Origin of the sequence: uncultured Brevundimonas sp. (assembly GCF_947305955.1) — a bacterium.
In the GTDB taxonomy this organism is placed as follows: Bacteria; Pseudomonadota; Alphaproteobacteria; order Caulobacterales; family Caulobacteraceae; genus Brevundimonas.
The window spans coordinates 1-23,711 of record NZ_CAMZFB010000021.1 but is presented as its reverse complement, the minus strand read 5'-3'; the positions used below and the strand labels follow the sequence as shown (position 1 = coordinate 23,711).

Genomic DNA, 23,711 nt, shown 5'->3' with positions numbered 1-23,711 from the left:
CAGCGATGGCCCGCCTTTTTCGTATCCCGCGTCAGGGTAGGGGGCCGGCAACAGGCAAAAGAAAACCCGCCCTGCGACATCGCGGGGCGGGTTTTCTAGAAGCCTTTTAGAAGGCGTCGTTCTTAACGACGGCCCTTCGGTGCCGGCAGCAGGCCTTCGCGTTGTGCGCGCTTACGAGCCAGCTTGCGAGCGCGACGGACAGCTTCAGCCTTTTGACGGGCGCGCTTTTCCGACGGCTTTTCAAAGTGCACGTGACGCTTCATTTCGCGGAAGCTGCCTTCACGTTGCATTTTCTTTTTCAGAGCCTTCAGGGCCTGATCGACATTGTTGTCGCGAACGAAAATCTGAACCAGGGTTCTCTCTCCTTTGGCCGCCCGCCGCGTCCTGATGAAGGGAAGACGGGCAGACAAAACAAAATTCTGGTCCAAAGAGACGGGCCCCTTTGGATGAAGGCGGCGGAATACATGATCTTTCCGGACCTGTCCAGACTTCGGCAGCAATCGTGATGGGTCGAAACCCAATCATTATGCGGGTATTATGCCTTTATGACCGATACCGAGCACACCACCCGCACCGACTTTTCGGATGCCGATGATACGGCAGGGCCTGCAGACTGGGCCGTTCGTACCGAACAGGCTGTGCTGGATGCGGCGATTTCGCGGGCCGGACGGCTGGGCTGGAACGCCCAACTGGTGCGCGCGGCTTGCGAGGCCGAGGGACTTTCCCTTGGAGATCAAGAACTTCTGCTTCCACATGGGGCGCGCGATCTGGCGGCCCTGTTGTCGCGCCGTCATGACGCCGCCGCGCTGAAGGCGCTGGAAGCCACCCCTGCTTCGACGATGAAGATCCGCGAGAGAATCGCCGCGGCCCTGTCGGCGCGTCTGGAAGCGGCGGCGAACGATTTTGATGCCTCGCGCAAATGCGCGGGCTTTCTGGCCCTGCCGTTCAATGCCGATCTGGGAATCAGCCTGACGTGGGAAACCGCTGACAAGCTGTGGCGCTGGGCGGGGGATACCTCGACCGATCAGAACCACTATTCCAAGCGCACCATCCTGAGCGGGATTTTGGCTCCGGCCCTGACCATCCGCCTGTTCGAGGGCAAGGAAGCCGCTGACAGGTTCTGCGCTCGCCGCATCGAGAACGTGATGCAGTTCGAGAAGTGGAAGGCCGGAAAGGATTTCGACGCGCCGATGCGTAAGATCACCGACTTCCTCGGTCGCCTGCGATACGGCGACAAGGTCGCCTGAATGAAAAGGCCGCCCGATGGGGCGGCCTTTTTTGTGGTCAGAGGCGCTCCAGCACCTTGTTGATGTGGGCCATCTTGCGGCCCGCGCGGGCTTCGCGCTTGCCATAGAAATGCAGGTGGGTGTCCGGATCGGACGCCATGGCGTGCCAGCCGTCGATCTCGTCCCCCAGCAAATTGGTCATCTCGATGCGGGCATGGGCCTTGGTGGACCCGAGGGGCCATCCGGCGATGGCGCGGATCTGTTGCTCGAACTGGTCGCAGCCACAGCCGTCCTGCGTCCAGTGTCCGGTATTGTGGACACGCGGGGCGATCTCGTTGACCAGCAGCGAGCCGCCCAGATCGAACAGCTCGACCCCGATGACGCCCACATAGTCCAGCCCGTTCAGAATCGCCGTGGCGATCTCGATGGCGCGGCTCTGGGTCGCAGGATCGACTTGGGCGGGGGCGATGGTGGTACGCAAGATGCCGTTTTCATGGGTGTTCTGGCCCAGCGGATAGACGGCGACCGTGCCGTCCACGCCGCGCGCAGCGATTACGGACAGTTCCTGCGTGAAGGCGGCGCGGGCCTCCAGAATCGCGGGCTTGTGGCCGATGGCATCAAGTGCGGATTCGGCGTCTGCGGCGTCCTTGATCCAGACCTGACCCTTGCCGTCATAGCCTTCGCGGCGCGTCTTCAGCAGGGCGGGCAGGCCCAGTTTTTCAATCGCGGCGGTCAGGTCGTTCAGGTCATCGACCTTGGCGAAATCGACCGTGGTGGCGCCCACGCTGTTCAGGAAGGTCTTCTCGTCCACGCGGTCCTGCGCCGTGGCCAGTGCGCGGCCATTGGGGGCCACGCGCACGCCCTCGGCCTCCAGCACCGCGACGACCGAGGCGGGGACGTTCTCGAACTCGGTGGTGACCACGTCGCTGAGGGCGGCGAGGCGCTTCAGTCCCTCGATATCGTCATAGGCTGCCTGAATGTGGTGCGCGGCCACGCGCGAGGCGGGACAGTCGGCCTGCGGCTCCAGAATCGCGACGTCGAAACCCAGCGTTGAGGCGGCCTCGGCCAGCATCCGGCCCAGCTGCCCACCGCCGAGAATGCCGATGGTGGAACCGGGAGCAAGGGCGGCGGGGAGGGCAGTCATCAGGGCTTAGTCCTCGACGGTTTCGAGTACGGATTCGGTCTGGGCGGCGCGGACATCGCTCAGACGCTGGGCGATGCCTTCATCCGACAGGGCGAGGATTTGCGCGGCGAGGATACCGGCATTGGCCGCACCGGCTTCACCGATGGCGAGGGTAGCGACCGGAACGCCCGCGGGCATCTGGACGATGGAAAGCAGGGAATCGAGGCCCTTGAGGGCCTTGGACTTCACCGGCACGCCCAGGACAGGAAGCTGGGTCATGGAGGCGGCCATACCCGGCAGGTGGGCGGCACCGCCGGCACCGGCGATGATCACCTTATAGCCGTTGGACTTGGCCGAGGTGGCGAAGTCATAGAGGCGATGGGGTGTGCGGTGGGCGCTGATGACCTTCGCCTCCCATGCGACACCAAGCTGATCCAGCTTGTCGGCGGCCAGCTTCATCGTCGGCCAGTCCGAGCGGCTGCCCATGATGATGGCGACGGGCGGGGTGGAGGCGGTCATGTGAATAGCTCCCCATGCAGAAAGTGGCCGCTTATAGCAGGAGCGTTGCCTCCGCAACCGACAGCGTTAGGCTAAAGGCCAAGAAACCACTGAGTCGCACCTCTTCGCGGCGCCAAAGGCAGGATCCAATGGATACGGTCGATGACAGCCCCGCCGCGTTGAAAGCGGAGATAAGGCGACTGGAAGCCGAGGTGGCGGCCCTGCGTCAGCGCGCCGAACAGGCCGAGGCTCTGGCGTCCCACGATGTTCTGACGCCCGCCCTGAACCGCCGTGGCTTTCTGGAAGTGCTGACCCGCCAGATGGCCTATTGCCGCCGTCACGGACAGGTGGCGTCGCTGCTCTATGTGGACATGGACGGGTTCAAAGGGCTGAACGACAGTCTGGGCCACGCCGCTGGGGATGCGGCCCTGATTGCCGTCGTACACCATCTTCAGGACCAGACGCGCCAGTCGGATGCCGTGGGCCGTCTGGGCGGTGACGAGTTCGCTGTCCTGCTGATGAACGCCACCTTGGACGATGCGCGGGCCAAGGCCGAATCCATGTCTGCTTATCTGGTGAGCGAAGGTTTCGAATGGGACGGGCAGACCCTGCCCCTGTCCGCCTCTATCGGCGCGCGCGCCCTGACAGGGCAGTCGGACGCCGAGGTCTGGCTGGCCGAGGCCGATGCCGCCATGTGGCTGCGTAAGGGGCGCGGCCGAAGCTGAGGCTCAGGCAGTTGCCAGCCGCCACGTCTGCTTTTAAGTCGAGCACGAGGATCAACGGGCGGGACGGCTTTCGATGAGCACATCCGATTATAAGCTGGATGACGCGGACCGCCGTATCCTGCGCGTGTTGCAACAGGATGGCCGGATCACCAATCAGGATCTGGCGGCGGCCTGCAATATGTCGGCCTCGTCGTGTTTCGAGCGTGTGCGCCGCCTGCGCGAGCGCGGGGTCATTCTGGGCTATACGGCCCTGATCGATCCAAAATACGCCGAGCGCGAACTGCTGATCTTTATCGAGGTCCTGCTGGACCGGACCACTTCGGACATTTTCGACCAGTTCGCGGCCCGTATCCGCCGCTCGCCCGAGGTTCTGGAATGCCACATGGTTGCGGGCGGTTTCGACTATTTGGTCAAGGTCCGCATGAAGGACATGGCCGCCTACCGTGCCTTCCTGGCCGACACTTTGGTCGTTATGCCGGGGGTGCGCGAAACGCGGACCTATGCGGTGATGGAAGAGGTCAAGGACACGTCGGTCCTGCCGCTGTAAGGCGTCAGGCGATGATGTCGGGCAGGATTTGATCGCGGATTTTGACGATCTCTTCCTTGAGCATCAGCTTCTTGCGTTTCAGGCGTGCGATCATCAGCTGATCCGGCGACGGCATCAGGCCCAGCGCCTCGATCGAGGCGTCCAGATCGGCGTGCTCCTGTTGCAGAAGCGCCAACTGCTTGTGCAGTGCCTTGTCCTCTTCGGACAGGATCGGATCGTGATCATTCATAGTCTGTCCCCCGCGGGTGCAAGCTTATACCCAAAGGGCGCTCAGGCTGAAAGTCGTTGTGCCAGTACCGTGAGGGCAGGGCGGGGGACAACTGCCTCCCACTGGCGGGCGGCGGCCACCATAGCGTCCATCACCGGCACAGGCTTGCCGTTGGGTTCCGGCACCAGTGCCTCCAACTGGGCCAGCAGATGGCGCTCGGCTTCCAGTTCGATGGCCTTGATCCTGTTACGGACAGCCTCGCGGGCCTCGGTATCCAGATCGGGCACAGGCTTTTTCAGCGTGCGGCGCACGGCCCGCAGCGGCGCGATGGTGGTGTCCTGCCATGCGCGGGCGATGTCGCAGGCGGCCTCCAGATCGTCATCTGCGGGCTTGCGTCCGGTCTCGCCGCACCATGCCGCCCATAGCAAAAGGCAGACGTTCTGCTCGAAATAGTCCTGAAGCTGAAGGCAGGCTTCGGATACACCGTCCTTGCCATAGGCTTTGATGGCCCAGTCCCACAGGCTCATTCGCCGGCTCCACGTGCGCTTGGGCCCTTCAGTCCTTCCCAGCGGCGCACAGGGGACCACTCCAGACCGAACAGGTCCAAGGCGCGGCCGACTGACTGGTCGATAATGTCTTCAATCGTTTGGGGGCGGGTGTAGAGGGCCGGAAGCGGCGGCGCGATGATGGCCCCCATCTCGGTCAGACTGGTCATGGTCCGCAGATGGCCAAGGTGGAACGGCGTCTCGCGCACCATCAGAACCAGCGGGCGGCGCTCTTTCAGCACGACATCGGCGGCGCGGGTCAGAAGCGACGAGGTTACCCCCGTGGCGATCTCGCCCATGGTCCGGACCGAGCAGGGCGCGATCAGCATGCCCATGGTGCCGAATGAGCCGGAGGCGATGGTCGCGCCGATATCGGTAATCCGGTGAACGACCGAGGCACGCGAGGTGACATCCTCGAGCGTCAGATCAGTTTCTTGTGATAGCGTCAGCACCGCGGCGCGCGACATCACCAAATGGCTTTCGATGCCCAGATCCTTGAGCGCATCAAGGGCGCGCACGCCATAAGCCACGCCGGATGCACCGGAAATTCCGACGATCATGCGCGGCGTTTTGCCGGACCTAACGGTAGAGTTCACAACATTGACCCTTTCGATACCTACGGTACGCGCCGTGGGGCAGAGATGAAGCGAGGCAGTCTCACTGGAATGTGATTCCACCTTCGCGAAATTCCTGCGCTCACTGTAGTGGTCCCTTAGCTATGGAGGCGCAAGCCATGACCATTGAGGCGCGTATTCGCGAGTTGGGAAACCGGCACAGGAACCTGGATGACGTCATCCAGCAAGAACTCCGACGGCCGGCTGCCGATGCCACACGATTGCGGGAACTCAAGCAGCAGAAGCTGAGGCTCAAGGAAGAGATCAGTTCGCTTCAACAGTCACACTGATCCATATCGAATAACAGAAAGGCCCCGTAGCGCGACGCTACGGGGCCCTTTTTCATCGCGGATGCGAAGATCAGTCGCGCGAGCCGAAGACCGATTCTGCGGTCGGTTCGCCGTTGGCGTAGCGATCTTCTTCTTCCTCTTCGATCTCGACCGGAGCTTCTTCGGTCACGACCGGCTGGAGGATGCCGTTGGCGGCGTCGTCCTTGGCCTTCTTGTCGGCAGCCTTGCGGATGACTTCATCCAGTTGCAGCTGGCCAACCAGACCCAGGGTCACCGGATCGACAGGCTTGATGTTGGCGCTGTTCCAGTGGGTGCGGTTACGCACCGACTCGATGGTGGCCTTGGTGGTGCCCAGCAGCTTGGCGATCTGGGTATCCGGCACTTCCGGGTGGTTACGCACGAACCACATGATGGCGTCCGGACGGTCCTGACGACGCGACACCGGCGTGTACTTCGGTGCCTTCTTGGTCGGCTTCAGAAGCTCGGCGTGGCGGCTGACCACGGCCTTCATGCGGTAGGTCGAGTCGTTCTGGGCTTTTTCCAGCTCTTCGCGGGTCAGCTGACCGTTGACGAGCGGGTCGGCACCACGGATGTCGCGGGCCACGTCGCCATCGGCGATGCCGCGCACTTCCAGCGGGTGAAGGCCGCAGAATTCGGCGATCTGCTCGAACGTCAGCGAGGTGTTTTCCACCAGCCAGACCGCAGTGGCCTTGGGCATCAGGATCTCGGTCATGGGCATATATCCCGGTGGTTCAGGCCCGAAAATCGGGCGTTGGATACGACGGCGCCCGACCTTTTCGGCCGGGCGCGATGCGAAACTTATAGGACGGTTTCACCGAAAAGAAAATGTTGTCTGCTATCCTTATACAGATGCCGTTCATATAGAGCATTGCAATAAGGCTCACCACGTTCGCTGAGGGCGTCATACCAAGGAGGAAAGAAAATGAGGAAATCGGTTCTGAGCGCGATTTCTGGTTTGGCAGTCGTTGCTGGCGGTTTTGCTCTGCTTCCCGCCTCGGCCAACGCCCAGCCCGGTCGTGGTCCGTCGATCCCGAGCGGCAGCTATACCCGTAGCTGTGAAGACATGCGTATGAACGGCGGCCGCCTGTACGCCGTTTGCCGCGATATGCGTGGCCAGATGCGCGCCTCGACGCTGGAAATCTCGCGCTGCGGCCGTTCGGACGTCGTGAACCGTGACGGTCTGCTGATGTGTGGCAACATCGCCGGTCAGCCGGACCGTAACTACCGTCCGGGTCAGCCGAACCGTCCGGGCCAGCCCCCCATCCCGAACCGTCCGGGTTTTGACAACCGTGGTGGTTCGATCACCCTTTACCGCGACTCCAACTATCGCGGTCAGGAACTGCGTTTCGATGGCGAAGTGTCGAACCTGCGCAACGTCGGCATGAACGATGCCGTGTCCTCGATCCGTCTGTCGCGTGGCAGCGGTGACTGGCAGGTCTGCACGGACGCCAACTTCCGCGGTCGCTGCGAAATCATCTCGACCGACGTTTCGGACCTGACCCGTATGCGTCTGAACGACCAGATCAGCTCGATCCGTCCGATCGACCGTCGTCACCCGGGTCGTCGTTAATCGACACCCGTTGCAGAAATGAAGAAGGGCAGAGCCTCGCGGTTCTGCCCTTTTTTGTTTTCTTAGGGGATCAGGACGATCTTGCCGACGTGGTCGCCGGCTTCCAGTTCGGCGTGGGCCTGTGCGGCCTGATTCAAGGGGAAGCGGGCGTGGATTCGGGCCTTGACCGCGCCGGCCTCGACCCACGGCCAGACCGTGGCTTCGACAGCGGCGGCAAGGCGGGCCTTTTCATCGGCTGGGCGGCTACGCAGGGTCGAGCCCGTCAGCACCAGCCGTTTCAGCATGATCCGCTGCAGGTCGATCTCGGCCTTGATGCCGGTCAGGCTGGCGATCACCACCCAGCGCCCGCCGGTTTTGAGCGACTTCAGGTTCAGATCGGCATAGGCCGCACCAACCATGTCGAGCACCACATCGGCACCGCCCGCCGCCTGAATCTCTTCGGCAAGGTTCTGGCTGGAGGCGTCCAGACTGATGTCAGCACCCAGAGCGCGGGCGGCCTCGGCCTTGGCGGCGGTGCGGCTGGTGGCGACGACGCGGGCCCCTGCGGCCTTGGCCATCTGGATGGCCATCACGCCGATGCCGCTGGTCGCGCCGTGGATGAGCAAGGTCTCGCCCGCCTTCAGCTGGCCGCCTTCGAACACATTGGTGAAGACGGTAAAGGCCGTCTCGGGCAGGGCAGCGGCCTGTTCAAAATCCAGACCCTTGGGGATGGGCAGGGCGTGGCGTGCATCGACCGTGGCGTATTCGGCATAGCCACCGCCACCCAGAAGGGCGCAGACCTCGTCGCCCACCTTCCAGCGGGTGACGTCCTCACCGACCGCGACGACCACACCGGCCACCTCAAGACCCAGAACATCCGACGCGCCGGGCGGCGGCGGATAGCGGCCTTCGCGCTGGACGATGTCCGGTCGATTGACGCCTGCGGCCTTTATCTGGATGCAGATTTCACCGGATGCCGGTGCGGGGTGGGGGCGTTCCGCAATATGCAGAGCCGAGGCGGGGCCTTTGCCATTGGCGATTTCAATGACGCGCATGTCATGGGGTCCATATTGCAAATTGGGGGGTTCGGGCGTCTTCTAGGGGGTCTTACAGGCCTCGGCCAGTTTTGGTTCTGCAGTTTCGCTGGGAGGAGCCCATGTCTTTTGAAGATCTCGAGCCCCGCTTTGAGGCATCGGACAAGCTGCAGGCCCTGATCCGAGAGGATCTGGATGGCTATGCGGTCGTTGATCTGGAAGCGCGGATCACGGCTCTGGAAGCCGAGATTGTGCGTGTACGCGCCGCCATCGAGGCGAAGTCTTCCCAGCGCAGCGCCGCCGATGCCCTGTTCAAATTCTGATCGCCCACAGCCACTGCACCGTAACGCAGTTGTCTATAAGCCTTGCTGTAGGGTACAGGCTGACATTGGTTACCTCATTGGGGTGGGGCAGGCGTGAACCCGATTCAGGATCAGTCACCGGATAATACGGCGCGTTCTGCCGAAGTTCTGAAGTTCACCGCTTCGGAGCTGTTTCAGCGGCTGTTCCGCGAAGGCATCGAACTGGTCGAGGAAACGGCGTCCTATCTGGACGGCGATGGCCGTACGGAATCGCGTCTGCTGACCCGCTCTGCCGCGCTGTCCTATGCCAGCGAGAGCATGAAGCTGACCACGCGCCTGATGCAGGTGTCGTCCTGGCTTTTGGTCCAACGGGCCGTGAACGAAGGCACGATCACCGCCGAGGTGGCCAGCAACGACCGCTATCGTCTGGCCCCGCGTCCGCAGCAGGCGGAACCGCTGCCTGGCGATCTGCCGATTGCGCTGGTGGAATATATCCTGCGGGCCGAGCGCATCTATGACCGCGCCTATTATCTGGACCAGAAGATGTATGTGCAGGTGGCCGAAGAACCGTCGGCCAACAGTGTGCTGAGCCAGATGGAGCGGCTACGCGCAGCCTTCGGCTAAGATCGGCGGGCGGAAAACAAAAGGGGCGGCGGATGTGCAATCCGCCGCCCCTTTGTTTTGGCCTAAACTGGATCAGAGCCAGTCGTCGTCCTTGTCCTTGGGCGCTTCGGTAACAACTTCCGGCAGGCTGACGTCGATGCCCATGGCGCGGGCCAGCTTGGCATCGCGGCGATAGGAGTCCTCGCGGAAGGCGACGCGGCCCTGACCGTCCACAAAGGCCGTCCAGTACAGCAGGCGCACACCGATCGGGCGACCGGTCTGGACGCGGGTGGTGGTGCGGTCAGCCTGAGCATTGTCGAAGATCGCCAGCTTGGCCGGATCGGGCGACAGCAGCAGGCGGGCGAACTCGACCGCATTGTGGACGCGGACACAGCCGTGGCTGCGCTGGCGCATCGACAGGTTGAACGCGCCCTTGTTCGGCGTGTCGTGCAGGAAGATGGCGTAGCTGTCGCGCAGTTCGAACTTCACATAGCCCAGCGACGAGCGAGGGCCAGCGCGCTGCACCACCCATCCCTGATCGTTGACGTACATGTCGTTGGCAGCGAGATAGCCCGGACCCCGCGGCAGGATTTCGCGACGGGCGATGCCCATCGGCACGGTCCACGGCGGGTTGGCCACGACCGAGGCAAACGGCCGCTCGAGGCTGGGGGTCTGGTTCTCGACCGAGCCGACCACCACGCGGTTGGAGTGAACCGGACGATTGTCCTTCCAATAGACCATGATGGCCGCGGCGGTGTTCACCTCGATACGCTCGGGTTGCAGTTCGCGCTTCAGCCAGCGACGGCGTTCAAGGTTCAGGGCGATCTGGCGGGCACGATCCTCGGCGGTGGCCGAGAGCGAGCGCTGGGTCGCCGGACCCACGCGGCCATCGACGCCGAGGCCGTGACGGGTCTGGAAGCTGCGGACGCCTTCTTGCACCGCCGAGCTGTAAACCGTGCTTTGACCGATGGATGCGGCAGCGGCGGCGCTCAGATCGCCTTCGGCGACGAGGCGACGTACCAGTGCCGGAACGCGCGGGTCAGAGGTGCCCGGTTCAATCTGGGCACCGGTACGGAAGGCCGGCCAGCCGCCTTCGCCCGCGATACGGCGATAGCGCAGATAGCCGGTCGAAAGGTTCTTATAGCCGATGTCCTGCGGGGCGAGGCCGTCGAACCATTCGGCTAGACGGTTGCCATTGATGGCTTGAACAAGGCCCGACGCGACGTCGACGCTGTTCTTTTCCATCTCCCACAGGTCTTCGACCGATTCCGGCGCGATGCGGCCATGGGCCAGAACCTTGGCGTAGGAGAGGGCAGAGGCGGTGGCGCGCACATCGGCGCTGTCCTTCTGGGCGGCCAGACCCACGAAGTCGAAATAGTCGCCAGAGTGCAGGGCGTGCTTGTCGGCACCGGCAGCGACCTGTTGCAGGATGCGGATGCGCGCTTCGTTCCAGACGGGGCGGCCATTGGTCTGTTCATAGACCTTGCGAACGTCTGCCTGAATGTTCTGGGGCAGGCGGCCGATCTGGGCCTGAAGCGTCTCGGTTGAAACCGCGCCATTCGCGCTTTGTGCAAAAGCCTGCTGGCTGGCACCCAGGGCCAAGGTTGCCGAGGCAACACCAACGCCCAATTCCCGACGATTCATATCCGTTCCGTTTCGACCGACACCACTTCCGATAGCACTATGCTACAGGAACAAGGTGAACGCTCTGTGATAGCTGATGTTCCGGACAAAGAAAAAGCGCCGTCTCGATATGAGACGACGCTTTTTTACTTTTGGCAGGGCCTGAAGGCTTACTTCTTGAGGAAGCCGCCGAACTTGCCGTTGAAGCGCGACACGCGGCCACCGCGGTCCAGCATCTGGCCGTTGCCGCCGGTCCATGCCGGGTGCGAGCTCGGGTCGATATCCAGGTTCAGCGTGTCACCTTCTTTGCCGTAGGTCGAACGGGTTTGGTAGGTGGTGCCGTTGGTCATCACGACAGTGATGAAGTGGTAATCCGGATGGGTGTCGGCTTTCATCGTAGTAATTCCGTCTCTGCGCGACGACGATTCCGACCGTCACTGCGCTTAAAATTGAGAATCCCGCCGCGTTAGGCGGTGGGAGCGAGGTCGGGCGTTTACACCGAGGGGCGTTACGGGGCAAGAGCAAGCCCATGACTCAGATAGACGCGCGTCAAGATTATCAGGCCAATGGCCGCCCCGGTGTGGGGGCGCAACTGGCGGAACAGATGTCCGAACAGGCGGGGAAGCGTGATCGCAGCAAGAATGTGCGCTCGCTTGGCCGCCTTCTGCCCTACCTCGCCCGACACAAGGGGCACGCGGCCCTGTCGGCCCTGTTTCTGTTGTTCTCGACGGTGGCGTCGCTGGCGCTGACGGCGACGGCGCGCGGCGCGATTGATCGTGGCTTCGACAATGGCGGGGCGCAGCTGAACTTCTGGTTCACCCTGCTGGCCGCCAATGCGGTGGTGCTGGGTCTGATGACCGCGCTTCGCTATTATTTCGTCACCAAGACCGGCGAGCGGATGATCGCCGACCTTCGTCAGGGCCTGTTCGGGCGCATCCTGTCGCTGGATCCGGTCTTCTTTGCCCATATCCGCACGGGCGAGGTGCTGTCGCGTCTGACGACCGATATTCAGTTGGTCGATACCCTGCTGACCACCTCGATCAGCTATGCGCTGCGTAATTTCCTGACACTCATCGGGGCGACCATCCTGCTGTTCTTCGTCAGCCCCAAGCTGACGGGTCTGGTGCTGTTGATCGTTCCGGTGCTGATCGTGCCGCTGTTCATCTTTGGCCGTCAGGTCCGCAAGCTGACCGTGCGCTCGCAGGACCGTTTCGCCGGAGCCGTCGGCTTCGCGGGTGAAAGCGTCGATGCCATCGAGACGGTGCAGGCCTTTGGCCGTGAAAAGAATGCCACCAGCCGCTTTGCCGGAGCCGTCGAGGAAGCCTTTGCCGCCTCGCTGCTGCGGATGCGGGCGCGGGCAGTTATGACGGCCCTGATCATCACGGTGATGTTCGGCGGTGTGTCGCTGGTGCTGTGGCTGGGCGCACAGGATGTGGTGGCCGGTTCGATGACGCCGGGCTCGCTGCTGCAGTTCGTTCTATTGTCGGTCTTTGCGGCAGGTGCCGTGGGTGCGCTGGGCGAAAGCTGGGGCGATGTGCAAAAGGCCGCCGGGGCCATGGAGCGTATCGACGAGCTGATGCGGGCCGAGCCGACCATTGCCGCTCCGGCCCAGCCGTCCGTCCTGCCGACGCCTGCGCGTGGCGAGGTGTCGATGTCGGGCGTGGACTTTGCCTATCCGGGCCGTCCCGATCTTCCGGCGCTCAAGGGCTTCAGCCTGACGGTGCGTCCGGGCGAGACGGTCGCGCTGGTAGGCCCTTCGGGGGCGGGCAAGTCGACGGTCTTCCGTTTGCTGCTGCGTTTCTATGATCCGCAATCGGGCATTGTAACGGTCGACGGCGTGGACGTCCGCAAGGCCGATCCGGTCGAGGTCCGCAGCCGCTATGCGTGGGTCTCGCAGGAAGCCCCGCTGTTCTCCGGATCGGCGCTGGAGAACATCCGCTTTGGCCGCGAGGATGCGACGCTGGAAGAGGCCCGCGAGGCAGCCGCAGAGGCTCAGGCTCTGGGCTTTATCGAAGCCCTGCCGCAAGGGTTCGATACCCCGCTGGGCGAGCGCGCCAAGAGCCTGTCCGGTGGTCAGCGCCAGCGTCTGGCCATCGCCCGCGCGCTGGTACGCGATGCCCCGATCCTGCTGCTGGACGAGGCGACCAGCGCACTGGATGCCGAGAACGAGCGTCTGGTTCAGGCGGCGCTGGATCAGGCTATGGAAGAGCGCACGACGCTGGTTATCGCCCACCGTCTGGCCACCGTCCTGCGGGCCGACCGCATCGTGGTGATCGACAATGGTCAGGTGGTCGAAGAGGGCACCCACGCCGAACTGACGGCCAAGGGCGGTCTTTATGCCCGTCTGGCGCGCCTTCAGTTTCAGGCCGACTGATTAGTGCGAGCGCGGTAGGCGGGCCTTGACCGCCGCCGCCGGAAAATCACAAAAGAGGGCATCGATGCCGAGGTCGTAAAACGTCCTCAGACAGGCATCGATGTCGCCGTGATCGGCAGGGCTTTCGCCCTTGCGATATTCACGCGGCAGGAACACGTTTTCGGCCCGCAGCGTCCACACCACTACATCTAGCCCCTCTGCATGGGCATCGCTGATGAGGGAGGTCGGCTGCATGCCGTGGTCGCCATTATCCCACGGTACGACCATCCGCATATTGACCCCGATCATGCGGGCATAGCGGGCGATTTGCTCCAGACCCTCGCGGGTGGACATCTGCTCATAGGACAGGTCCGGCCTGTCGGCAGGGCCGCCGGTGATGTCCATCAGTTGGAGCAGGGGGGCGCTGATCCGGCCTGACAGTCGCTCCAGAGGGCCGACCTCGAAACACTGCACGATCAGGCGATCCTTGGCATCGGCCAGACCCAGACGCTGGACCTCGCTCAGGAAGGCATCCTCGATATCCAGCCCCAGCGCGGCGAAATGCGACGGGTGTTTCAGTTCGGGCGCCACGCCGATGGTGCGGCCTGTCTGCTGGCTGCCCTGTTCGGCAATCGCCACCACCTCGGAAAAGGTCAGAATGCTGTTCTCGCCGTCATGGGCGGCGGACGAGGGGCGCAGGTGGGGCAGGCGCTCGCGGGCCTTGAGCGTGCGCAGCTCCTCAAGGGTGAAGTCCTCGGTGAACCAGCCCTCTATCATGGTGCCGTCCACGTCGCGGCGGGTCCTGCGCTCGGCAAATACGGGATGGTCGGCCACGTCGGTGGTCTCGCCGATCTCGTTCTCGTGCCGGACGATCATGTGGCCGTCCCTGCTCATCACCAGATCGGGTTCGATGAAGTCCGCGCCTTGGTCGATGGCCCGTTCATAGGCGGCGCGGGTGTGTTCGGGGCGTTCACCGCTGCAACCGCGATGGGCTATGACGCGCGGACCAATCATGGCAATACTGTGACCTGTTCAACCCTCGGCTGTGCGCCTTGGTTGTCGTGATTTGAAGATTTGGGCTGCAATTTCAAAACTTTGAATCCTTACAGCTTGTTAAGGGGCGCGCCGCCGTCAACCGTGGTTTCTTAACGTGAACCCGCCGTCATCTGATCCGTTGGGGTCAATGGTTTCGCAACAACCTAGGACGGACCCGGTCCGTTTGGGAGGGCTTATGAAGAACAATCGACTATTGGGAGCCAGCCTCGCTGCTGTGCTGGCCGCCATGGCCAGTGGCACGGTGGCTGTGGCTGCTACGCCTGCCGCACCCCCGGCGGCAGAGAGCGCCTTCAGCGTCTCGCCGAAATACTACAAGCTGGACAACGGGCTGAAGGTCATCCTGCTTCAGGACAACCGCGTGCCGACCGTGACCGTCGCGGTCCACTACGGTATCGGTTTCCGTATCGAGCCGCAGAACCGCACGGGGTTTGCCCACCTGTTTGAACACCTGCTGTTCCAGGGGTCGGAAAACGCGCCCAAGGGCACCTTTATCGATCTGGTGACCAACTCGGGCGGGGCGATGAACGGCTCTACCCGTTTCGACTACACCAACTATTATCAGGTGGTGCCGTCGGGTGCGCTGGAAGCCATGATCTGGGGCGAGGCTGACCGCATGGCCCGTCCGGTCCTCAATGACGAAGTGCTGAAGAACCAGCAGGAAGTCGTTTCCAACGAAGTCCGCGTCAATGTGCTGAACCAGCCCTATGGCGGCTTCCCGTGGCTGTGGATGCCGCAGGCGGCCAATACCAACTGGTATAACGCCCACAACTTCTATGGCGAGCTGGCCGAGATTCAGGCCGCCACGCTGGAAGACGCCAAGACTTTCCACGACAGCTTCTATGGCCCGAACAACTCGGTGCTGTTCATCGCCGGTGATTTCGACGAGGCCCAGACCCGTCGCTGGGTTGAACAGTATTTCGGTCCGATTGCCGCGACCGCGCCCGTCGTGCTGCCGGACATCAGCGAGCCGCGCCAGACCGAGCCGCGCCGCGTCGTCCGTCAGGACCCGCTGGCCCCGCGTCCGGCATGGGCCGCAGGCTGGCACGTGCCGCCGCGTAATACGCCGGAATGGTACGCCATGGGCCTGATCAACCAGATCATGGTCCAGGGCACCGACAGCCGCCTGTACAACAAGATCGTCCGCGAGAAGTCGCTGACCTCGGGTGTCGGCGGCGGCATCAACCTGCTGGGCAATATGTACACCTATAACGGCCCGATGCAGCTGATCATCAGCCTGATGCACGACCCGTCGAAGTCTGAGGCCGAGATCACCGCAGCGGTGGACGAGGTGGTTGCCGATCTGCAGAACAACCCTGTCTCGGCGGCGGAACTGCAACGCGCCAAGACCAAGATCCGCTCGTCGCTGTACAGCACGGTGGACAGTGCCTCGCGCTTTGGTCTGGCGGAAATCCTGTCGTCCTACGCGCTATTTGATGACGACCCGTCCAAGTTCAACGAGGTGGAGGCGGGCTTTGCCGCTGTCACGCCGGAACTGATCCAACAGGTCGCGCGCGAATATCTGCGCGAAGGCAACCGTACCCTGCTGATCCTTGAACCCGCCGCCGCAGCGCAATCGGGAGAAGAGCAATGATGAACCGTTTGAAGCTCTCGGTCGCGGCGCTGGGCCTGTCGGCAGCGCTGGCCACGGGTGTGTCGCTTCCGGCGATGGCCCAGTCCATCCCGATGCCCGCCGTCGGCAAGCCCAAGGCCATCTCCGTTCCTGCCGCAGACACCTATCAGCTGGCGAACGGCATCACCGTCACCCTCATCCCCTATGCCACCGTGCCCAAGGCCAGCATCTATGTGGCCGTGCCCGTGGGGAACAACGACGATGGTGAGCATGTCTGGATTTCGGACATGACCTCGTCCCTGATGCGCGAAGGGGCAGGGAACCTGTCGGGTGCACAGATTTCCGAAGCCTTTGCCGATATGGGGGGTGGTTTGGGAACGGGCGTGTCGCGCGATGTGTCCAGCTTCCAGACCTCGGTCCTGACCGAGCGTGTGCCGGATGCCATTGCCACCCTCGCCACCATCATCCGCCAGCCGACCTTCCTCGAAGGCCCGCTTGAGCGCGTGCGTCAGGGCATGATCCGCAACGTCGCCATCGGCAAGAGCCAAGCCAGCGGCCAGCTGTCGGAAGCCTTCTTTGCCACCGTTTATGAGGGCCACCCGTACGAGGATGTCTATCCGACGCCGGAACAGCTCCAGTCCTATACGATTGACCAGCTGAAGGCTTTCCACGCCGAGCATTTCGGCCCGCGTGGCGTGCGTATCTATGTGGCGGGTCAATATGACCCAGCAGCCGTCAAACAGGCCATCGAGAACGCTTTCGGCGACTGGCAGGGCAACAATCAGCCCGCACAGGTGGCCGCACCGCCGCGTATCGCCCGCCGTGTCGTTCTGGTGAACCGTCCGGGGGCAGTGCAGTCGACCCTGCGCCTTGCCTTTGACGTGCCGACCCTGTCGTCGCCGGATGCGATCAAATACGAGCTGATGGACAGCCTGCTGGGCGGTGCGTTCAACTCGCGCATTACCCGCAACATCCGCGAGGACAAGGGCTACGCCTATTCGCCGGGCAGCTCGATCGACAATGTCGACCGCAACACCTCGCACTGGGTCTATGACGCCGACGTCACGGCGGCCAACACCGGCGATTCCTTGCGCGAAATCTTCAGTGAAATCCGCAAATTCCAGTCAGAAGCGCCGACCGCCGCCGAGGCAGAGGGCTCGCAGAACTATAATGCGGGGCTTTATGTGCTGGGTCTGGCCACGCCCTCGGGTGTGCTGAACAAGACCGTCTGGGTCGATCAGTGGGGCCTGCCGCGCAACTATATCGAGCGCTATGTGCCCGAGGTGATGTCGGTCTCTGCCACTGACATGCAGCGTGCCGCACAGGGTCTGGATTTCAACAAGATGACGCTGGTCGTCGTCGGTGATCTGGAAACCGTGCGCCCGCAGCTTGAAGCCCTGCCGGAGCTTCAGGGCGTGACATTCGAGGTGTTCCAGCCCTAAGGGCAGGGATACCTTGATCAAAAAAGGGGCGCTTCCCGATGCGGGAAGCGCCCCTGATTTTTTGCGGTGCTGCCAGCCTTAGGCGGCTTGCAGAACCTTGCGCAGCTTGGCGTGGATGTCGGGGTTGCCCGCGACAATCGTCTTGCCCGACTTGGCATCGCCATCCAGTTCGATGGTGGTGACAACGCCACCGGCCTCGGTCACCAGCAGGATGCCAGCAGCGACGTCCCACGGCTTGAGGTTACGCTCGAAGAAGGCGTCGTAACGGCCAGCCGCCACCCATGCGAAGTCCAGCGAGGCAGCGCCCAGACGGCGGATGCCGGCGACGCGCTGACCCACGGCGTGGATGTCCTTGATCGCCTGGGCGTGGCCGGTCTTGCCGATGAAGGGCAGGCCGGTAGCCACCAGCGATTCTGCCAGATCCTTGCGGCCTGCCAGACGGATGCGGGTGTCGTTCAGATAGCAGCCCTTGCCCTTTTCGGCCCAGAACATCTCGTTCATGACCGGATTATAGGTCACGGCCGCGACGATTTCCGAAGTGCCATCGGGGTGGGTGCGTTGCAGGCCAACCGTGATCGCAAAGTGCGGCATGGCGTGCATGAAGTTGGTGGTGCCGTCGATCGGATCGACGATCCACATGTGGGTCTTGTCGGTGCCTTGCACCAGACCGCGCTCTTCGCCGAGGAAGCTGTAACCCGGACGGGCCTTCATCAGCAGTTCGAAGAGGGTGTCCTCTGCCTTCACATCGGCAGCAGTGACGAAATCGGCAGGGCCCTTGCGAGAGACCTGAAGCTGCGAGACTTCACCGAAGTCGCGGAGCATCGGGCGGGCGGTCTTGCGGACGGCGTCCATCATGACCTGAAGAAGTGCGGAAGCGAGAGCCATTAGTCGATCTCCTGGTCCGTGCATCCTGACTAAGGGCGAAATCACCCCGGATGGACGGAGAAGTCAAAAGGGGTGCGGACCATCCGCACCCCTGAAGTGATAATCTACCTTTGCAGGTAGAAATCGGCGAATTTTAGTCCGCGCGACGGACGTATTCACCGGTCGCGGTATCCACGACGATTTTTTCACCGGCCGACATGTACGGCGGGATCATCACGCGCACGCCGTTGGAGGCGATAGCCGGCTTGTACGACGACGAAGCGGTCTGGCCCTTCACGGTCGGCTCGGTCTCGGCAACTTCCAGAACCACTTGGTCCGGCAGTTCCAGACCGATCGGACGGCCTTCGTGCATTTCGATGACGACCTTCATGCCTTCGACGAGGTAGGCGATGCGGTCTTCACCGACCCAGTCCTTTTGCAGTTCGATCTGCTCGTAGGTGGCATCGTCCATGAACACGAGGCTGTCGCCGTTGTCGAACAGGTAGGAGAAGTCCTTCTGTTCCAGCGTGGCGCGCTCGACGCGGTCTTCCGAACGGAAGCGCTCGGCCAGCTTGTTGCCGGTTTCCAGGTTCTTGGCTTCCACGTTGGCGAAGGCGCCGCCCTTGCCGGGCTTGACGTGGTTGACCTTGGTGACGACCCACAGACCACCGTTGTGCTGCAGGACCATACCCGGCTTGATGGTATTGGCGTTGATTTTCATGAGGAACCGTTCGGGCTCGTTGATGGGCAGGCGGGCGCCGACCGGTTGGGGCGCTCCAAATCGACGCGAGCCGTAGAGGAAAGGCGGAAAAAGGGCAATGGGAATGGCCCTAATCCGCTTTCGGTTTTGCGTTATTTCATAAGGTTTGTGGCCGAAGACACAGGGTCGATCTCGGCCGATACGCCACGAAGCTTGCGGGCCTCATAGGCGAAGGCTGCGGCCAGCCCTGCGGATGCCATGGCGGCCCCGATCTGGCTCCAGCGATTTTGCGGGCGGGCGGCCAGCCACCAGGCATTGGCGGTCTGGGCCAGCGCCCAAAGACCCATGGCCTCGACGCGACCCTTGCGGGCAGGGGAGTTCCACACGCGGATGGCCGACATGGTGTTGGCTGAAAAGACGGCTGGCATCAGCCAGTTGCCGGCCTTGACCTCGGACTTCATGCGGCGGCCGAATGTCTTGGGCGTCTGGTCCGGCGCAATCTCGCGGGCCAGCACCGTGACCGCCAGCGCAAAGCCCGCCGTCAGCAAGGCCCCCGTCAGGACGTGGGACATATCGCGGTTGCCGATATTCAGCAGTTCGTCGGCCTTGTCGCGGGCGGTGTCGAGCAGGTCTTCAATCTCTTCCATGCGCCCCAAAATGAAGGGGCGGCGAGGATGTTCCCCGCCGCCCCGACACAAGTCCGTCAGAACCGTCAAAAAAGGTCTCAGTGACCTTCGCCGACGATCTCCTTCATGGCCGACTGCAGATAGTTCTGCGCGCCCATCAGCTCGACCAGCTTCAGCTGGTTTTCGAGGAAGTCGATGTGGTGCTCGGTGTCGGTCAGGATTTGTTGCAGGATCTCGCGGCTGACATAGTCGCGGGCTTCCTCGCAGGCGGTCAGGGCGTCGCGGGTGGCGGCGCGGCTGTTCAGTTCCAGTTGCAGGTCGGCCTGCAGGCATTCGATCGGCTCTTCGCCGACCTTGAGCTTGTGCAGGTCCTGAAGGTTGGGCAGGCCGTCAAGGAACAGCACCCGCTTGATCAGCAGGTCGGCGTGTTTCATCTCGCCGATCGATTCCTTGTAGATGATGTCGCCGAGGTGGATCAGACCCCAGCTTTCGAACATGCGGGCGTGCAGGAAGTACTGGTTGACCGCCGTCAGCTCGTTGGTCAGCACAGCGTTCAGCGTGCGGATGATTGCGGGATCGCCCTTCATGGTCCTAGCCTTCTGTCTGGTGACAGATATGGCGACCGGCAAACTGTCGTCGGGGCCATCACTGTCTGATCTACAGGCAGAGTAACACCGAAAACGGCCAATTGTTTATTTGAGAATTACTTTCACCACATTGATAATGCGAGCGTTTTTCACTCGCATAAGCAGGGTGGTCTTATTCGGCGGCCAGGGCGTAGGACGCTTGGGCTTCCTGGATCATTTCGCGCATTTCGCAGACGCATTTGGCGCACTGGGCCTTGCAGCCCTGCGAGGCGAAAATGTCCTTGGGACGCGTGGCACCAGCTTCAATCGCAAAGTGGACGTCGCGGGCGCGGATGCCGTTACAGTTACAGACGTACAAGGCTGATGCCCTTGGTCAGTTGCTGAGAATGGTTCTCCATATCACGAATTTATAACCATGCAAATTATTCTCAATACGCTGAGACGATAGTGCTAGGGCGTTGACGTCGGGGCCGCATAAGGGCAGGGCGTTCGTCATGGCTCGCGAACCCCAAGTCCCACCCCGTCCGACCTGTCAGCTCTATCTGATCACGCCGCCGTCGATTGACGATCTGGGCGCATTTGCTGTGCGTCTGGATGCTGCCTTGGCCGCAGGCGAAGTCGCGGCGGTGCAGATTCGTCTGAAGCCTGCCACCGACGACCGGATTCGCGAGGCCGTGGCGGCTCTGAAACCTGTGTGCCACCGCTATGGCGTGCCGGTTCTGTTGAACGACCGCCCCGATCTGGCCAAGGCCACCGACTGTGACGGCGTTCATGTGGGGCAGGAAGATACTCCTGTAAAAGATGCGCGACGCATCATGGGCGAGGACGCCATGGTGGGCGCGACCTGTCATGACAGCCGCCACTTGGCGATGGAAGCGGCAGAGGCAGGGGCCGACTATGTGGCCTTCGGGGCCTTTTTCCCGACCGACACCAAGGAAACCACCCACCGTCCGGAACTGGATATCCTGACCATCTGGCAGGAGACGATGGAGACGCCGTGCGTGGCCATCGGCGGTATCGGTATCGACACTGCTGCCGAGGTGGCCCGCGCGGGGGCCGACTTCATCGCCGTCAGCGGCGCGGTGTGGAACCACCCCGAGGGCGAGGCTGCCGCGGTCAAGGCCTTGGTCGCCGAGTTGAACGCCGCCTTCTAACGGCAAAGCTTCAGACGATATTAAAGTCCCGCTTCTAGAACCGCTGTTCGTTTGGACGCGTATTCGGGGCGGGTTTCGTCATGGGGATGGGGCAAGTGTGGGCAGCCGACAGGCGTGGTGCTGCGCCAACGGCAGGCGAGGCGGCTGGATCAGCCCCGCGCAAACGTTTCCATGACCGTCCGGTGCTCCCGAATTTCAGTTTCTTTCGGGCACCCTTTGCATTGGTTGCGACCATTGGGGCGCTGTGCCTTCTGGTGGTTATCTCGGTGCGCTTCATGGCGGCGGGACCCGGCATTATCTCGACGCTTTGGATCACCAGCGGGGTCGCGGCAGCGACGTGGCTGAAGGCAGGGCGCGGCATCCGGTATGATCTGGCCTTCGCCTTTCTGACGGCGACGGCACTGATGGCGGGCGAGCTTATTCTCGGCAATCCACCGTCGCGGGCGATCATCTTTGTCGGGTTGAACCTGCTCGAAATCTTTTTAGCCGTCAGCATCCTCCGCTACGTGTTCCCTCGGTTGGACCTGAGCTCGGTCAAGGGGCAGCTCAAGCTGTTGGCCACCTCGGGGCTGGCCACTTTTCCGGGGGCGCTGCTGTGCGGGGCGCTGATCTATCACGGGGCCAGCGACGGCTATTTCGGTGGTGTCCGGATGTGGTGGCTGGGCCATGCGTTGGGCATGCTAACCGTGCTGGCAATCGTTCTGCCGTTTGTGAAGACGGGCCTGTCGCTGCGCCAACCGCTAAAGCGGGTGATTGAAGCGGTTGTGGTGTTCGGAGCGCTGATTACGGCCTCGGCCTTTATTTTTGGTGGGCTGCGGGTCCCGCTGACCTTTTCGCTTTTGCCGCTGATGCTGTTGATTGCCGTACGGTTTCGTGTGGCAGGGACGGCAGTCGGCCTGATGATCGTGTCGGTGTTCGCTATCAAAGGCACTATGGCGGGATACGGGCCGTACTTCGCCATGCCTCTGGATCGGGCTCTGGGCATGGTCCAGATGCTGATCCTGTTCGGCTATGCCCCCGCCTTGCTGATGGCGGCGCTTCTGGAAGAGCGTGACCATCTGGCGGATCGCGCTCGCATCGGCCGCCAGAAGGCGGAAATGGCCTCTGCGGCCAAATCGCGCCTGCTGGCCAATGTGGCACATGAGATCAAAAGCCCTGTCGGCGGGATCATCGGCATCGCCGAGATGTGGGCATCCGGGCATTTGGGCGAGGTCACGCCTGCGCAAAAAGACATGGCCGAGATGATGGTTCGCACCGGACGCCAGATCGAAAATCTGGCGCACGATCTGCTGGATATCTCGCAGGCGGAATCGGGCGCTGTGCGTATCGAGGTGCGCCCGACGGATGTGGCCGGAGCGCTGGATGACGCCGCCAAATCTGTCCGCCTGATGTCCGACACGACTGCCTTGCAGATATCGATTGAGGACATGCCGACCGGACTGCGGGTGATGGCGGATTCGCAGCGACTGGCGCAGATCCTGTCGAACCTTGCCAGCAATGCCGTGAAATACGGCCGCGAGGGCGGATTTGTGCGGTTTGTCGCGACGCGGACCGATTCCGGCATGGTGCGACTGGCCGTCGAGGATGGCGGGCCGGGCCTGTCGCCCGAGAAACAGGCGCAGCTGTTCGAGCCGTTCAACCGTCTTGGGCTTGAGCGTTCGTCCATCGAAGGCCACGGGATCGGGCTGGCGCTGTCCAAGCGTCTGGCCGAGCTTCAGGGCGGGCGAATGGGCGTGGACTCCGAGCTGGGCGCGGGCGCGTCCTTCTGGATCGAACTGCCCGAGGCTGAATAGGGTGGGCTTGCCGCCGAACCCGCAGCGGAACATTGTAGGCGCATGAAAAACGCAAAGCCCCTGGCCCTGACCTCGACTGCCCTGTGCGGGTGGCTGGCCCTCGCTTCGCTGGCGTCGGCCCAGTCTGGCAACTCCACGGCGCAAAGCCTGACGCGCGAGTTGAACAGCCGACTGCCTTCGCAGACCCAGACTGCTCCTGCTCCTGCTCCTGCACCTGCACCGCGTGGAACGACCAGTGCACCGGCAGTGGCAGCCCCCGCAGCCGCGACACAGGCTCCGCGCGCATCAGCACCGAGCGCTCCGGCACCTACGGCTGCAGCCGCTCCAGCCACCGGGTCCGCTGCGGCAGCGCCTGAGGCCGTCGAAGACGCCCCGCCGCCGCCCGTGCGTCCGGTACAACTGTCGCCACAGGCGATTGCCGCCCTGCCGTTCAGCCTTGATCTGAAAGGCACACGCGTCACGGAGCGCAGTGGTCCGTCCGGCACCAAAATCTATACGGTGGCTAAGGGCGAGGTGCCCTTGCTGATGATCTATACCGGCCCTCAGGCGGACTATCCGATCTATGCCGGCGAAGAAGCCGTCGTTGCGGGCCGCACCAGCATCCTTGTGAGCGATGGTGGCTCGCGCAAGGCGGTCGAACATCTGTTCCGCCGCGATG

29 protein-coding genes are annotated in these 23,711 nt (G+C 62.8%); 13 read left to right on the top strand and 16 right to left on the bottom strand.

Annotation, left to right across the window (positions count from 1 at the left end; all coding sequences use genetic code 11):
- Window positions 1–122: 122 nt before the first annotated feature.
- Window positions 123–353 carry a 30S ribosomal protein S21 gene (gene rpsU, locus Q0Y42_RS07190; RefSeq protein ID WP_292040692.1) on the bottom strand — a complete coding sequence of 77 codons (231 nt, stop codon included), beginning with the start codon at window positions 351–353 and terminating at the stop codon, window positions 123–125.
- A gap of 192 nt (window positions 354–545) precedes the next feature.
- Here rpsU and Q0Y42_RS07185 point away from each other — a divergent pair, with 192 nt between their 5' ends.
- Complete coding sequence (locus tag Q0Y42_RS07185) at window positions 546–1,247, top strand: COQ9 family protein (RefSeq protein WP_297801742.1); 702 nt, start codon at window positions 546–548, stop codon at window positions 1,245–1,247.
- A gap of 37 nt (window positions 1,248–1,284) precedes the next feature.
- On the opposite strand, the gene Q0Y42_RS07180 is transcribed toward Q0Y42_RS07185, so the two are convergent.
- Both Q0Y42_RS07180 and purE read right to left on the bottom strand, forming a co-directional pair.
- Window positions 1,285–2,370: a 5-(carboxyamino)imidazole ribonucleotide synthase gene (locus Q0Y42_RS07180; protein ID WP_297801740.1), complete on the bottom strand. Its 1,086-nt coding sequence runs from the start codon at window positions 2,368–2,370 to the stop codon at window positions 1,285–1,287.
- A gap of 6 nt (window positions 2,371–2,376) precedes the next feature.
- Window positions 2,377–2,868, bottom strand: coding sequence for a 5-(carboxyamino)imidazole ribonucleotide mutase (gene purE, locus Q0Y42_RS07175; protein ID WP_297801738.1), 492 nt, complete (start codon window positions 2,866–2,868; stop codon window positions 2,377–2,379).
- A gap of 128 nt (window positions 2,869–2,996) precedes the next feature.
- Here purE and Q0Y42_RS07170 point away from each other — a divergent pair, with 128 nt between their 5' ends.
- Window positions 2,997–3,572 (top strand): GGDEF domain-containing protein, encoded by a 576-nt coding sequence (locus Q0Y42_RS07170; RefSeq protein ID WP_297801736.1) that lies wholly within the window; start codon window positions 2,997–2,999, stop codon window positions 3,570–3,572.
- Window positions 3,573–3,645: 73 nt separating this feature from the next.
- Complete coding sequence (locus tag Q0Y42_RS07165; protein WP_297801734.1) at window positions 3,646–4,119, top strand: Lrp/AsnC ligand binding domain-containing protein; 474 nt, start codon at window positions 3,646–3,648, stop codon at window positions 4,117–4,119.
- 4 nt (window positions 4,120–4,123) lie between these two features.
- Here the strand turns inward: Q0Y42_RS07165 and Q0Y42_RS07160 are convergent, their stop codons facing one another.
- The 3 genes from Q0Y42_RS07160 to Q0Y42_RS07150 are packed head-to-tail and all read right to left on the bottom strand — an operon-like array spanning window position 4,124 to window position 5,432.
- Complete coding sequence (locus Q0Y42_RS07160) at window positions 4,124–4,348, bottom strand: DUF465 domain-containing protein (protein ID WP_297801732.1); 225 nt, start codon at window positions 4,346–4,348, stop codon at window positions 4,124–4,126.
- A 41-nt stretch (window positions 4,349–4,389) separates the two neighbouring features.
- A complete protein-coding gene (locus Q0Y42_RS07155) occupies window positions 4,390–4,854 on the bottom strand; it encodes a TIGR02444 family protein (RefSeq protein WP_297801730.1) in 465 nt (154 codons plus the stop codon).
- Window positions 4,851–5,432, bottom strand: a complete 582-nt coding sequence (locus tag Q0Y42_RS07150; protein ID WP_297801719.1) for a UbiX family flavin prenyltransferase — start codon at window positions 5,430–5,432, stop codon at window positions 4,851–4,853. Before Q0Y42_RS07150 ends, Q0Y42_RS07155 begins: the two co-directional genes overlap by 4 nt.
- A gap of 173 nt (window positions 5,433–5,605) precedes the next feature.
- Here Q0Y42_RS07150 and Q0Y42_RS07145 point away from each other — a divergent pair, with 173 nt between their 5' ends.
- Window positions 5,606–5,776: a DUF465 domain-containing protein gene (locus Q0Y42_RS07145; protein WP_297801717.1), complete on the top strand. Its 171-nt coding sequence runs from the start codon at window positions 5,606–5,608 to the stop codon at window positions 5,774–5,776.
- A 70-nt stretch (window positions 5,777–5,846) separates the two neighbouring features.
- Here the strand turns inward: Q0Y42_RS07145 and Q0Y42_RS07140 are convergent, their stop codons facing one another.
- The gene (locus tag Q0Y42_RS07140; protein ID WP_297801715.1) at window positions 5,847–6,509 is read right to left on the bottom strand and encodes a cell cycle transcriptional regulator TrcR; all 663 of its coding nucleotides are present in this window, start codon (window positions 6,507–6,509) and stop codon (window positions 5,847–5,849) included.
- A gap of 210 nt (window positions 6,510–6,719) precedes the next feature.
- On the opposite strand from Q0Y42_RS07140, the gene Q0Y42_RS07135 reads away from it, so the two are divergent.
- Window positions 6,720–7,367, top strand: a complete 648-nt coding sequence (locus Q0Y42_RS07135) for a beta/gamma crystallin-related protein (RefSeq protein ID WP_297801713.1) — start codon at window positions 6,720–6,722, stop codon at window positions 7,365–7,367.
- A gap of 62 nt (window positions 7,368–7,429) precedes the next feature.
- On the opposite strand, the gene Q0Y42_RS07130 is transcribed toward Q0Y42_RS07135, so the two are convergent.
- Complete coding sequence (locus tag Q0Y42_RS07130; protein WP_297801711.1) at window positions 7,430–8,401, bottom strand: NAD(P)H-quinone oxidoreductase; 972 nt, start codon at window positions 8,399–8,401, stop codon at window positions 7,430–7,432.
- A 101-nt stretch (window positions 8,402–8,502) separates the two neighbouring features.
- Here Q0Y42_RS07130 and Q0Y42_RS07125 point away from each other — a divergent pair, with 101 nt between their 5' ends.
- Together Q0Y42_RS07125 and Q0Y42_RS07120 are read left to right on the top strand one after the other, a co-directional pair.
- Window positions 8,503–8,703 (top strand): DUF1192 domain-containing protein, encoded by a 201-nt coding sequence (locus Q0Y42_RS07125; RefSeq protein ID WP_297801709.1) that lies wholly within the window; start codon window positions 8,503–8,505, stop codon window positions 8,701–8,703.
- A gap of 93 nt (window positions 8,704–8,796) precedes the next feature.
- The gene (locus Q0Y42_RS07120; protein WP_366108156.1) at window positions 8,797–9,306 is read left to right on the top strand and encodes a DUF1465 family protein; all 510 of its coding nucleotides are present in this window, start codon (window positions 8,797–8,799) and stop codon (window positions 9,304–9,306) included.
- A 72-nt stretch (window positions 9,307–9,378) separates the two neighbouring features.
- On the opposite strand, the gene Q0Y42_RS07115 is transcribed toward Q0Y42_RS07120, so the two are convergent.
- Together Q0Y42_RS07115 and rpmE are read right to left on the bottom strand one after the other, a co-directional pair.
- The gene (locus Q0Y42_RS07115; protein ID WP_297801707.1) at window positions 9,379–10,929 is read right to left on the bottom strand and encodes a L,D-transpeptidase family protein; all 1,551 of its coding nucleotides are present in this window, start codon (window positions 10,927–10,929) and stop codon (window positions 9,379–9,381) included.
- A 149-nt stretch (window positions 10,930–11,078) separates the two neighbouring features.
- Window positions 11,079–11,303, bottom strand: coding sequence for a 50S ribosomal protein L31 (gene rpmE, locus Q0Y42_RS07110; protein WP_297801705.1), 225 nt, complete (start codon window positions 11,301–11,303; stop codon window positions 11,079–11,081).
- 134 nt (window positions 11,304–11,437) lie between these two features.
- Here rpmE and Q0Y42_RS07105 point away from each other — a divergent pair, with 134 nt between their 5' ends.
- Entirely contained in the window at window positions 11,438–13,282 is a 1,845-nt protein-coding gene (locus Q0Y42_RS07105; RefSeq protein ID WP_297801704.1) for an ABC transporter transmembrane domain-containing protein, read from the top strand.
- Here Q0Y42_RS07105 and Q0Y42_RS07100 read toward each other — a convergent pair whose 3' ends face one another.
- Window positions 13,283–14,275, bottom strand: a complete 993-nt coding sequence (locus tag Q0Y42_RS07100) for a glycerophosphodiester phosphodiesterase family protein (protein ID WP_297801702.1) — start codon at window positions 14,273–14,275, stop codon at window positions 13,283–13,285.
- A 217-nt stretch (window positions 14,276–14,492) separates the two neighbouring features.
- Between Q0Y42_RS07100 and Q0Y42_RS07095 the strand changes: the two genes are divergently transcribed.
- Complete coding sequence (locus Q0Y42_RS07095; protein ID WP_297801700.1) at window positions 14,493–15,908, top strand: pitrilysin family protein; 1,416 nt, start codon at window positions 14,493–14,495, stop codon at window positions 15,906–15,908.
- Window positions 15,905–17,329: a pitrilysin family protein gene (locus tag Q0Y42_RS07090; RefSeq protein ID WP_297801698.1), complete on the top strand. Its 1,425-nt coding sequence runs from the start codon at window positions 15,905–15,907 to the stop codon at window positions 17,327–17,329. The genes Q0Y42_RS07095 and Q0Y42_RS07090 overlap by 4 nt, the downstream gene beginning before the upstream one ends.
- A 78-nt stretch (window positions 17,330–17,407) precedes the next feature.
- On the opposite strand, the gene Q0Y42_RS07085 is transcribed toward Q0Y42_RS07090, so the two are convergent.
- The 5 genes from Q0Y42_RS07085 to Q0Y42_RS07065 all read right to left on the bottom strand — a co-directional run bounded on the left by Q0Y42_RS07085 (window position 17,408) and on the right by Q0Y42_RS07065 (window position 20,464).
- On the bottom strand, window positions 17,408–18,214 hold the full coding sequence (locus Q0Y42_RS07085) for an inositol monophosphatase family protein (RefSeq protein WP_297801696.1): 807 nt from the start codon (window positions 18,212–18,214) through the stop codon (window positions 17,408–17,410).
- A gap of 133 nt (window positions 18,215–18,347) precedes the next feature.
- A complete protein-coding gene (gene efp, locus Q0Y42_RS07080; protein ID WP_297801694.1) occupies window positions 18,348–18,914 on the bottom strand; it encodes an elongation factor P in 567 nt (188 codons plus the stop codon).
- A 131-nt stretch (window positions 18,915–19,045) separates the two neighbouring features.
- Complete coding sequence (locus Q0Y42_RS07075; RefSeq protein WP_297801693.1) at window positions 19,046–19,540, bottom strand: TspO protein; 495 nt, start codon at window positions 19,538–19,540, stop codon at window positions 19,046–19,048.
- Window positions 19,541–19,617: 77 nt separating this feature from the next.
- Window positions 19,618–20,106, bottom strand: coding sequence for a bacterioferritin (bfr, locus tag Q0Y42_RS07070; RefSeq protein ID WP_297801691.1), 489 nt, complete (start codon window positions 20,104–20,106; stop codon window positions 19,618–19,620).
- A 172-nt stretch (window positions 20,107–20,278) separates the two neighbouring features.
- Entirely contained in the window at window positions 20,279–20,464 is a 186-nt protein-coding gene (locus tag Q0Y42_RS07065; protein ID WP_297801689.1) for a (2Fe-2S)-binding protein, read from the bottom strand.
- Window positions 20,465–20,600: 136 nt separating this feature from the next.
- On the opposite strand from Q0Y42_RS07065, the gene thiE reads away from it, so the two are divergent.
- The 3 genes from thiE to Q0Y42_RS07050 all read left to right on the top strand — a co-directional run.
- Window positions 20,601–21,260: a thiamine phosphate synthase gene (gene thiE / locus Q0Y42_RS07060; protein WP_297801687.1), complete on the top strand. Its 660-nt coding sequence runs from the start codon at window positions 20,601–20,603 to the stop codon at window positions 21,258–21,260.
- Window positions 21,261–21,481: 221 nt separating this feature from the next.
- A complete protein-coding gene (locus Q0Y42_RS07055) occupies window positions 21,482–23,053 on the top strand; it encodes an ATP-binding protein (RefSeq protein ID WP_297801685.1) in 1,572 nt (523 codons plus the stop codon).
- A 42-nt stretch (window positions 23,054–23,095) separates the two neighbouring features.
- Window positions 23,096–23,711: hypothetical protein (locus tag Q0Y42_RS07050; RefSeq protein WP_297801683.1), on the top strand; the 616-nt coding region annotated here is incomplete at its 3' end.